At 65.7% G+C, this 9597-nt stretch carries 10 protein-coding genes; all 10 read left to right on the top strand.

Going from position 1 to position 9597, the window contains the following annotated elements:
- Positions 1-80 precede the first annotated feature (80 nt).
- The 10 genes from AB3X43_RS07925 to AB3X43_RS07880 all read left to right on the top strand — a co-directional run bounded on the left by AB3X43_RS07925 (position 81) and on the right by AB3X43_RS07880 (position 9488).
- Entirely contained in the window at positions 81-1193 is a 1113-nt protein-coding gene (locus AB3X43_RS07925) for a c-type cytochrome (RefSeq protein WP_369429311.1), read from the top strand.
- An 86-nt stretch (positions 1194-1279) separates the two neighbouring features.
- On the top strand, positions 1280-1747 hold the full coding sequence (gene soxY / locus AB3X43_RS07920) for a thiosulfate oxidation carrier protein SoxY (RefSeq protein ID WP_369429310.1): 468 nt from the start codon (positions 1280-1282) through the stop codon (positions 1745-1747).
- Between the two features lie 49 nt (positions 1748-1796).
- Positions 1797-2108, top strand: coding sequence for a thiosulfate oxidation carrier complex protein SoxZ (gene soxZ / locus AB3X43_RS07915; protein ID WP_369429309.1), 312 nt, complete (start codon positions 1797-1799; stop codon positions 2106-2108).
- Positions 2109-2176: 68 nt separating this feature from the next.
- Complete coding sequence (gene soxA / locus AB3X43_RS07910; protein ID WP_473965085.1) at positions 2177-2968, top strand: sulfur oxidation c-type cytochrome SoxA; 792 nt, start codon at positions 2177-2179, stop codon at positions 2966-2968.
- 14 nt (positions 2969-2982) lie between these two features.
- Complete coding sequence (gene soxX / locus AB3X43_RS07905; RefSeq protein WP_473965084.1) at positions 2983-3636, top strand: sulfur oxidation c-type cytochrome SoxX; 654 nt, start codon at positions 2983-2985, stop codon at positions 3634-3636.
- 19 nt (positions 3637-3655) lie between these two features.
- A complete protein-coding gene (gene soxB, locus AB3X43_RS07900; protein ID WP_369429306.1) occupies positions 3656-5398 on the top strand; it encodes a thiosulfohydrolase SoxB in 1743 nt (580 codons plus the stop codon).
- A gap of 44 nt (positions 5399-5442) precedes the next feature.
- Complete coding sequence (locus AB3X43_RS07895) at positions 5443-6429, top strand: MBL fold metallo-hydrolase (RefSeq protein ID WP_473965083.1); 987 nt, start codon at positions 5443-5445, stop codon at positions 6427-6429.
- A gap of 78 nt (positions 6430-6507) precedes the next feature.
- Complete coding sequence (locus AB3X43_RS07890) at positions 6508-6864, top strand: ArsR/SmtB family transcription factor (RefSeq protein WP_369429305.1); 357 nt, start codon at positions 6508-6510, stop codon at positions 6862-6864.
- 60 nt (positions 6865-6924) lie between these two features.
- Entirely contained in the window at positions 6925-8013 is a 1089-nt protein-coding gene (locus tag AB3X43_RS07885; RefSeq protein WP_369429304.1) for a rhodanese-like domain-containing protein, read from the top strand.
- Positions 8014-8099: 86 nt separating this feature from the next.
- Positions 8100-9488 (top strand): tetratricopeptide repeat protein, encoded by a 1389-nt coding sequence (locus AB3X43_RS07880; RefSeq protein WP_369429303.1) that lies wholly within the window; start codon positions 8100-8102, stop codon positions 9486-9488.
- The last annotated feature ends 109 nt before the right edge of the window (positions 9489-9597 follow it).

The following is a 9597-nucleotide window of genomic DNA, read 5'->3' as shown; positions in this document are numbered from 1 at the left end:
CGCGGTGCGTGGAACACGCTCGATCTACCACAACAATTCCGTGCAGAGCTGGCTCGTGCAGGAGAACGGCGAGGTGAAGAATGTCCAGCTCTCGTAAGGCCTCCACGGCGGCGCTCGTGCTCGTGCTCGTGCTGGGTGTGGCCCAGGCCCAGGCGCAGGACCACTATCCGGGCCTGGGCCGGGCGGCCACCCGGAAGGAAGTGGCCGCGTGGAACATCGATGTGCGCCCCGACTTCAAGGGACTCCCGCCGGGCTCGGGATCGGTGTCGCAAGGCATGGAGGTGTGGGAAGGCAAATGCGCCTCCTGCCACGGGGTCTTCGGCGAAAGCAACCAGACCTTCTCGCCGCTGGTGGGCGGCACCACGGCCGATGACATCCGGACCGGCCACGTTGCCCGCCTCAATGATCCGGCGTTTCCCGGCCGCACGACGCTGATGAAGGTGTCCACCTTGTCGACGCTGTGGGACTACATCCACCGCGCGATGCCCTGGACCGCGCCCAAGTCGCTCCAACCCGACGAGGTGTACGCCGTCACGGCCTACCTGCTGAATCTGGGGGGCATCGTGCCAGACAGCCTGACGCTCTCGGACCGCAACATCGCCGAGGTGCAGAAGCTGCTGCCCAACCGCCATGGCACCACCACCGACCACGGGCTCTGGCCCGGCGCAGCGGCCGGCAAGGGGGGACTGGGCAACGGGGGCAAACCTGACGTGCAGGCGGTCGCTTGCATGAAGGACTGTGCACCCGAGCCCACGCTGGCGTCGTTCCTGCCGGACTTCGCGCGCAACCAGCATGGCAACCTGGCGCAGCAGAACCGCGGTGTCGGCGCACAGCGCGGGGCCGACACCACCCGGCCGCCAGCGGCCAGCCCCGCGGCGGCCAGACTGGCCCTGGTGTCGCCTGCAACGGCAGCGGCGGCAACGGGTGGGCCCATTTCGGCTGCGGCACTCACGCAGAAGTACACCTGCGTGGCCTGTCATGGGGTGGAAAACAAGGTGGTCGGTCCCGCCTTCCGCGACATCGCCCGCAAGTACGGCGACCGCACCGACGCCGTGACCTACCTGGCCGGAAAGATCCAGTCCGGTGGGTCGGGGCTGTGGGGGCCGATCCCCATGCCTGCACAATCCCTGAATGACGCCGACGCGCAGACCATCGCGCAGTGGCTGGCCGCAGGTGCGAAGGCCACGCCATGAGCGTCGCTGTCCCCCGCTCAGGGATCGCCCCCATCGCCTTTGCGAATTGTTTAATTAGCATTCACGGATAGATACTGGAGACATTGATGCACACACGCAGAGACATGCTCACCCGCTCGGCCCAGGTGGCCGGGATGCTCGCAGCCCTTGGCATGCTGCCGGGACTCGCGCACGCGCAGGCCGCGGGCTACAACACGGCCGCCTTCGATGCCAAGACCATGGCCGAACTGATGAAGGCGCTGGGCGGTGCTGCGCCCGTGGAAAGCAAGGACGTGACGATCACCGGTCCGGACATCGCCGAGAACGGTGCCGTGGTGCCCGTGGGTGCTGCCACATCGCTGCCGGGCGTCAAGCGCCTGCTGCTGCTGGTCGAGAAGAACCCGGCCATGCTGTCGGCCCTGTTCGATGTGAGCGATGCGGTGGACGCCAGCTTCTCGACGCGCGTGAAGATGGGCCAGTCGTCCAACGTCTTCGCCGTGGCGATGATGGCCGATGGCAAGGTGCTGTACGCCGCCAAGGAAGTGAAAGTCACATTGGGTGGCTGCGGCGGCTGACACGCCCTCCGCATCCCGCCCCCACCGAAATTCCAGACGGAGATTGAACATGGCAGATCCGATGCGCATTCGCGCCCAGGCCACGGGCGACAAGACCACAGTCCGTGTGCTGATGGCCCACGAAATGGAAACCGGCCTGCGCAAAGACGCTGCAGGCAAGACCATTCCTGCCTGGTACATCCAGGAAGTGAGCGCCCAGTGGAATGGCAAGACCGTGCTGACCGCCCAGTGGGGGCCCTCCGTCGCGAAGAACCCGTTCCTGCAGTTCAGTGTCAAGGGCGCCAAGGCCGGCGACAAGATCAGCGTGTCCTGGGTGGACAACAAGGGTGACAAGCGCACCGACGAAGCCACCGTGTCCTGATCGTTCCGGTTCACCAGAAGATTCAGCAGAAGAACACAAGGAGACGTATGCGCAGCATCCAGACCGCCATGACCTTGCTGGCCGCGCTTGCCGCTGTCGCCCCGGCTGTTGCCGTTGCCCAGCAGAAATCGGCCGCCGACGGCATCGCCGAATACCGTGCGATGCTGGCCGACGGCAACCCGGCCGAACTCTTCGAGGTCAAGGGGGAAGACCTCTGGAAAAAGAAGCGTGGACCGAAGAACGTGTCGCTGGAGCAGTGCGATCTTGGCAAGGGCCCCGGTGTCGTCAAGGGGGCCTTTGTCGAGCTGCCGCGCTACTTCGCGGACACGGCGCGGGTGCAGGATCTCGAATCGCGTCTGCTGACCTGCATGGAGCGGCTCCAGGGCTTCGATGCCGCCGCGGTCGCGCAGACGCCGTTCGGCAAGGGCGAGATGGTGACGCTCGAAGCGTATGCGGCCTACATTTCGGGTGAATCGCGCGGTCTGAAGTTCAACCTGCCGCAATCGCATGCCGACGAGCGCAAGACCTACGAACTCGGCAAGCGCGCGTTCTTCTACCGCGGCGGGCCCTACGATTTTTCGTGCGCCTCCTGCCACGGACAGTCCGACAAGCGCATCCGTCTGCAGGACCTGCCCAATCTGACCCAGAACCCCGGCGACGGCATCGGCTTCGCGGCCTGGCCTGCCTACCGCGTCAGCAATGGCGAGATGTGGAGCATGCAGCACCGCCTGAACGACTGCTTCCGCCAGCAGCGGTTCCCATATCCCGGTTACGCATCGGACGTGACCATCGCGCTCGGTGTCTACATGGGCGTCAATGCCAAGGGTGCCGAGTCCGTCGCACCAGCCCTCAAGCGCTGAAGGAGCACCCGATGATCCACAAGAAGACCCTCGTCCTGGCAGCCGTGGCTGCGGCCGCTGTGCTGATCGCCGGCTGTGCCGCGCTGGAGCCGAAGCCCGACTACGACGCGCTGGTGGCCCGGATGATGACCAGTTCGTTCCGCGATGAAGGCATTGCGAAGGTCGATCGCCTGCAGCAGGACGTCGCGAATGCGGCCTGCTCCAAGGCCCAGGGCGGCAATCCGCCGGACGCAGTGATCGACGCGATCCAGCAGGCCGCGCTGAAGAGCGTGCGCATGCCCGCGGATGGCCAGTTCATCGGCGACTGGCGCGAAGGCGAGAAGCTGGCCCAGAACGGTCGCGGCATGACCTGGAGCGACAAGTCCGCGGCCCCGGCAGCCAACGGCGGCAACTGCTACAACTGCCACCAGATCACCAAGGATGAGATCTCCTTCGGCACGATCGGGCCCAGCCTGTACCAGTACGGCAAGTACCGTGGTGTCACGGACACGCAGAGCCCGACGGCCAGGCCGATCATCGAGTACACCTGGACCAAGCTGTGGAATGCCAAGGCCTACAACGCCTGCTCCGGCATGCCGCGTTTCGGGCACGCCGGACTTCTGGACGAAACCCAGCTGAAGGATCTGATGGCGTTGATCCTGGATCCGAAGTCACCAGTGAACCAGTGAACCAGTGAATCAGTAAGCCATGACGCTCTCCAGACGCGAATTCCTCCAGGTGCTGGGGGCGGCTTCGGCCGCCGGTCTCAGCCTCGGCCGCTACGCCGATGCCGAAGCGGCGACTGCGCAGCAAGGCCTGTACGACCTGCCGACCTTCGGCAATGTCTCCCTGCTGCACATGACCGACTGCCATGCGCAGTTGCTGCCGATCCACTTCCGCGAGCCCAGCGTCAACATGGGCGTGGGCGCCATGCAGGGCCAGCTCCCGCACCTCGTGGGCGAGTCTCTGCTCAAGGCTGCGGGGCTGCGCCCGGGCAGCGCGCAGGCGTTTGCCTACACCTGCCTGGACTTCGACCAGGCGGCACGGCGTTACGGCAAGGTCGGTGGCTTTGCGCATCTGGCGACGCTTGTCAAACAACTGAAATCCAGTCGGCCCGGCGCGCTGCTGCTGGATGGCGGCGACACCTGGCAGGGCTCGGCCACCTCGCTGTGGACCAACGCGCAGGACATGGTCGACGCCTGCAAGCTGCTCGGCGTGGATGTGATGACGGGCCACTGGGAATTCACCTATGGCATGGACCGGGTGAAGGAGATCGTCGAGAAGGACTTCAAGGGACAGATCGAGTTCGTCGCGCAGAACATCAAGACCAATGACTTTGGCGACCCCGTGTTCAAGCCCTATGTGCTGCGGGAGATCAACGGCATCCAGGTCGCCATCATCGGCCAGGCGTTTCCGTACACACCGATCGCCAACCCGCGCTACCTGGTGGCCGACTGGAGCTTCGGCATCCAGGACGAGAACCTGCAGAAGGTGGTCGACGAGGCCCGCGCCAAGGGCGCGCAGGTGGTCGTGCTGCTGTCGCACAACGGCATGGACGTGGACCTGAAGATGGCGTCGCGTGTGCGCGGCATCGATGCCATCTTCGGCGGTCACACGCACGATGGGGTGCCGGTCGCGGTGCCGGTGGCCAATGCGGGCGGCAAGACGCTGGTGACCAACGCCGGCAGCAACGGCAAGTTCCTGGGCGTGATGGACTTCGACGTGAAGGGGGGCCGGGTGGCGGACTTCCGCTACCGGCTGCTGCCCGTGTTCGCCAACCAGCTGAAAGCCGATCCGGACATGGCCGCCTTGATCACCCGGGTGCGCCAGCCATACGAAGCCAGGCTGGCCGAGAATCTCGCGGTCACCGATGGCCTGCTGTACCGCCGTGGCAACTTCAACGGCAGCTGGGACCAGCTGGTCTGCGACGCCCTGATGGATGTGCAGGGTGCGGAGATCGCGTTCTCGCCCGGCTTCCGGTGGGGCACCACGCTGCTGCCGGGGGACGTGATCACGCGCGAGCTGATGATGGACCAGCTGGCCATCACCTACCCCTACGCCACGGTCAACACGATGACAGGCGCGACGATCAAGACGATCCTGGAGGACGTGGCCGACAACCTGTTCAACCCGGATCCATACTATCAGCAGGGGGGCGACATGGTGCGTGTGGGTGGTCTGGCCTATACCTGCCAGCCGGCCGAGAAGATGGGCCGGCGCATCACCGACATGCGGCTGGGTGGCAAGCTGATCGAGGCTGACCGCCAGTACAAGGTGGCTGGATGGGCGCCCGTGGCCGAGGAGGCGCGGACCGCACCTGGCAACAAGCCGGTGTGGGAGGTCGTCGAGGGCTGGCTGAAAGCGCAGCCAGGCGGTCATGTGAAAGCACGCCCTGTCAACACGCCGACCTTGGTGGGCGTGCAAGGCAACCCTGGCATGGCCAAAGGCTGATCCCCAGGGAACCCCCTGGTGTGTCGAGGCCTGCGATGACGGTGATGACCCTCCCTCTGCTTGCGTTGAGCCGCTGGTGGTTGTCGGTGCTCGCGCTGCTGATGGCCTTGGGGCCGGGTGTGGTCCGTGCCGCCGGGGCCATGGACACCAAGGCGCCGGCACTGCAGGCCACGCAGGTGGCTGATCGTGTCTGGTTCGTCCAGGGTGCGGCGGCACTGGGTTCGCCCGCCAATCGCAATTTCATCTCCAACGCCGGATTCGTCGTGACCGACGATGGTGTCGTGGTCATCGATGCCTTGGGGTCACCGGCGCTCGCCGAGCAACTGCTGGCGGAGATTCGGCGCGTGACCTCGCAGCCGGTTCGCCATGTCATCGTGACCCACTACCACGCGGACCACATCTATGGCCTGCAGGCGTTCAAGGCGGCGGGTGCCACGATCCTGGCACACAGTCTCGGACGCGAATACCTGAACTCGGACACCGCGCAGAAGCGACTGGAGGCCAGTCGCGAAGCGCTTTCTCCCTGGGTCGATGACCGGACGCGTCTCGTGCCGGCGGATCGCTGGCTGGACCAGGACGAGACCCGCCTGCGCGTTGGCTCCTATGACATCCTGATCCGCCATGTCGGCCCGGCACACACGCCCGAGGACCTGGTGGTGTTTGTTCCGAAGCTCGGGGTCCTGTTCTCGGGTGACCTGTTCTTCCGTGGGCGCATTCCGTTTGTCGGGCAGGCCGACAGCCGCCTGTGGATCACCTCGCTCGAACGGCTGATCGACTACCGGCCGCGCCTCGTGATCCCCGGGCACGGGCCGGCCTCGACCGATCCGATGGCGGATCTGGTGATGACGCGTGACTACCTGGCCTATCTGCGCCGCACCATGGGCGAGGCCGCGCACAACCTGGAGCCCTTCGAAGCCGCTTATGCCCGTGCAGACTGGTCTCGCTACGAAAAGATACCGCTGTTCCGCGCGGCCAACCGCATGAATGCCTACAACACCTATCTGCTGATGGAGCAGCAGGACGGCCAATGAAGATCCAAGATCCGGCCGATGCATTGCTGGGTACGAATAAAATGCTGCACGAATGGGTCAACCGCCTGGAGCCGCGACATGGAAGAGCTGAACAGTCAAGACCGGGTCTTCGAGTCAGCCGCCGCGCTCTTTGCCGTGCTGGCCACTCCGGTGCGCCTGAAGATCATCAGCGCCGTGTGCCAGCAAGAGAAGAATGTCACCGAGTTGCTGGCCCTGATCGACACCACGCAGCCGAACATGTCCCAGCACCTGGCCACGCTGTACCGCAGCGGAGTGCTGTCCAAGCGCCGCGAAGGCACACAGATCTACTACCGGCTCCAGAGCGAGCGCGTGGCCGTGCTGTGCCGCGCCGTGTGCACCCAGGTCGCGATCGAGCTGGACAGCGGCGCCGAGATCGAATCGTCGGATCGGCTGGTGCCCCTGGTGCACCGCTGAACTGCCGCCACCACATCGGCGGTTCATGCCCGCGCGCAGCGTTTGCCTCTGGAATTCCTCATGCTCATCTTCCGCCAACTGTTTGACCCGCAGTCGTCCACCTACACCTACCTGCTGGGCGATGCGGTCTCCGGTGAGGCCTTGCTCATCGACCCGGTGTTCGAACATGTGCGCCGCGATACCGCCTTGCTGCGCGAACTGGGGCTGGACCTGGTGGCCACGGTGGACACCCACGTGCATGCCGACCACGTCACCGGTGCCTGGTTGCTGAAAACGGGCAGCGGGAGCCGGATCATGCTGTCCGAAGCCTCGGCCGCGGTGAATGCCGACCGGCTGCTGAAGCATGGAGACCAGGTGTCGTTTGGCAGTCGCCACCTGGATGTCCGTGCCACACCCGGACACACGAGCGGTTGCCTGACCTTGGTGCTGGATGACCAGCGCATGGCCTTCACCGGCGACAGCCTGCTGATCCGCGGTTGTGGCCGCACGGATTTCCAGCAGGGCAGCCCTGGTCTGCTCTATCGGTCGGTGCAGGAGCAGATCCTGTCGCTGCCGTCGGATTGCCTGTTGTACCCCGGGCATGACTACCGCGGACTCACCGTCACCAGCGTGGCCGAGGAAAAGCGGTTCAACCCTCGCTTGGGTGGCGATGTCAATGAATCGGATTTCGCCGGGTACATGAACCATCTGGGCCTGCCGCACCCCAGGCTGATGGACATTGCCGTGCCCGCCAACCTGCGCTGTGGCCAGCCTGACCAGGCGGCGTCCATGCCCCAGGATCCTTCCTGGGCGCCGCTGACCTGCAGCTTCAGTGGTGTCTGGGAGATCCAGCCGGCTGCACTGGAGGAGCGCATCGCGGGTGGACGCGCCAATGACATTCAGATCATCGATGTGCGCGAGCCGGCGGAGTTCAGCGATGCCCTGGGGCATATTCCCGGTGCGCGCCTCTTGCCGCTCTCGCAACTCGCCGCGCACAGCGCAGATATCGACAAGGCGCGCCCCATCGTCACCGTGTGCCGATCGGGAGCCCGTTCGGCGCAGGCCACCGTGCTGCTGCAGAAATCCGGCTTCTCGCTGGTGGCGAACCTGGCGGGTGGCATGCTGCGCTGGAGAGCAGAGGCCTTGCCCTTCGAACAAGGCACCAACTGATTCCGGCGGTGGTGCCCCTGCGCCCGGGGTCTGAGCCGGAGGACGGCCCTTCGGTCGAACGCCTGTTTGCGGACGGAACGCTCCGCATGGCCGAAGGCGACGCCGCTGGCGCAGAAGCCTGTTTCCGCCAGGCGCTCCAGATCGATGCGAATGTGCCCGAACTGCACGCCAACCTCGCCTTGCTGCTCGACCAGCAAGGCCGGATGCCGTCCGCCGAGGACCACTACCGTCAGGCCCTGGCGCTGCGGCCGGACCTGCCCGAAGTGCATCTCAATCTCGGCACGCTGCTGCTGTGCAGCAAACGCTTTGACGAGGCCGAAGCTGCCTTGCACCATGCGTTGTCCATGCGCCCCAATGACGCCGCGAGCTGGACCAACCTGGGTGTGCTGCATGCCTGCCTGAAACGCGACTGGGCCGCCGAAGCCTGCCACCACCGCGCCCTGTCGCTGGACCCGTCGCTGGACAGCGCAGCCGTCAACTTGGCGTATGTCTTGTTGCGCCAGGGGCGGTGGGCCGAAGGCTGGCCAGCGCTGGAGCGGCGTCCCTCCAGCGCAGCGCTGGCCGTGCATTTCGCTGCCGTGCCGCGCTGGCAAGGTGAACCGCTGGACGGGCGGTCCATCCTGCTGGGATTCGAGGCAGGCCAAGGCGACATGATCATGTTCCTTCGCTACGTGGGCGAGGTACGTGCCCGGGGGGCGGGTGCGATCACGCTGCTGTGCCACCCGAGCCTGAAGCGCTTGTGCCGGGAACTGCTGTGCCCCGCCGTCGAGCACGTCATCGCGTTCAACGATCCGGTACCCCGTGTGGGCTGGGACTGCTGGAGTCCGCTGATGAGTCTGCCTGGCCTGTGCGGCACCACGCCCGACCGTGTGCCAGCCGCTCTGCCCTACCTGCAGGTGCCAGATGCGTGCATTGACGCTGCCCGCGCGTGGCTTCCCGAACGCCCGCATGGCGGTCCGGCACCGTTGCGCATCGGTCTGGTCTGGCGCGGCAATCCGGCGTTCGAGAATGATGCCGCCCGGTCCCTGCCGAGTCTGGCCACGCTGGCGCCGCTGGGTGCCGCTGCGCATGAGGCGGGTTGGGCGGTGCAGTGGGTCAGTCTGCAAAAAGGCATGGGGGAAGACGAAGCACAGACCCCTCCTGCCGAGTTCCGGCAATGGTGCTGCCCGAGCGCCCACCTGAACGATTTTGTCGACACCGCCGCTGTGGTCGCGCAATTGGACCTGGTAATTGCCGTGGACACGGCAGTGGCGCACCTGGCTGGTGCGCTGGATCGGCCTTGCTGGCTGCTGCTGCCGGACTACAAGACCGACTGGCGCTGGTTGACTGCGCGCGAAGACACCCCGTGGTACCCAGGGATGTGCCTGTTCCGCCAGGCCGAGGGCGAAGCGTGGGTGGCCACGGTGGCGCGCGTGGCAGCCCTGTTCAAAGATGCAGGAGATCCTGGTCTGTCGAGACCAGTGCTTTCAAGGTGACCTCGATCGGCTGAAAGCGGAATGCAGTACCGACCCGAACAGCACGGCAAGATGAGCCAGACTGGAGGGCATGACGATAGAGCTGAACCCGATCGTGCGGCGGTTTGCC

Origin of the sequence: Sphaerotilus sp., from assembly GCF_041083715.1 — a bacterium.
In the GTDB taxonomy this organism is placed as follows: Bacteria; Pseudomonadota; Gammaproteobacteria; order Burkholderiales; family Burkholderiaceae_C; genus Sphaerotilus.
The sequence above is the reverse complement of the archived record's forward strand: the minus strand, read 5'-3'. Positions and strand labels throughout refer to the sequence as shown.

What these genes read in the sequence shown, in the direction of transcription:
- AB3X43_RS07925 (WP_369429311.1), top strand. Translation starts at nt 81, where the DNA reads ATGTCCAGCTCTCGTAAGGCCTCCACGGCGGCGCTCGTGCTCGTGCTC.
- soxY (WP_369429310.1), top strand. Translation starts at nt 1,280, where the DNA reads ATGCACACACGCAGAGACATGCTCACCCGCTCGGCCCAGGTGGCCGGG.
- soxZ (WP_369429309.1), top strand. Translation starts at nt 1,797, where the DNA reads ATGGCAGATCCGATGCGCATTCGCGCCCAGGCCACGGGCGACAAGACC.
- soxA (WP_473965085.1), top strand. Translation starts at nt 2,177, where the DNA reads ATGACCTTGCTGGCCGCGCTTGCCGCTGTCGCCCCGGCTGTTGCCGTT.
- soxB (WP_369429306.1), top strand. Translation starts at nt 3,656, where the DNA reads ATGACGCTCTCCAGACGCGAATTCCTCCAGGTGCTGGGGGCGGCTTCG.
- AB3X43_RS07895 (WP_473965083.1), top strand. Translation starts at nt 5,443, where the DNA reads ATGACCCTCCCTCTGCTTGCGTTGAGCCGCTGGTGGTTGTCGGTGCTC.
- AB3X43_RS07890 (WP_369429305.1), top strand. Translation starts at nt 6,508, where the DNA reads ATGGAAGAGCTGAACAGTCAAGACCGGGTCTTCGAGTCAGCCGCCGCG.
- AB3X43_RS07885 (WP_369429304.1), top strand. Translation starts at nt 6,925, where the DNA reads ATGCTCATCTTCCGCCAACTGTTTGACCCGCAGTCGTCCACCTACACC.
- AB3X43_RS07880 (WP_369429303.1), top strand. Translation starts at nt 8,100, where the DNA reads ATGGCCGAAGGCGACGCCGCTGGCGCAGAAGCCTGTTTCCGCCAGGCG.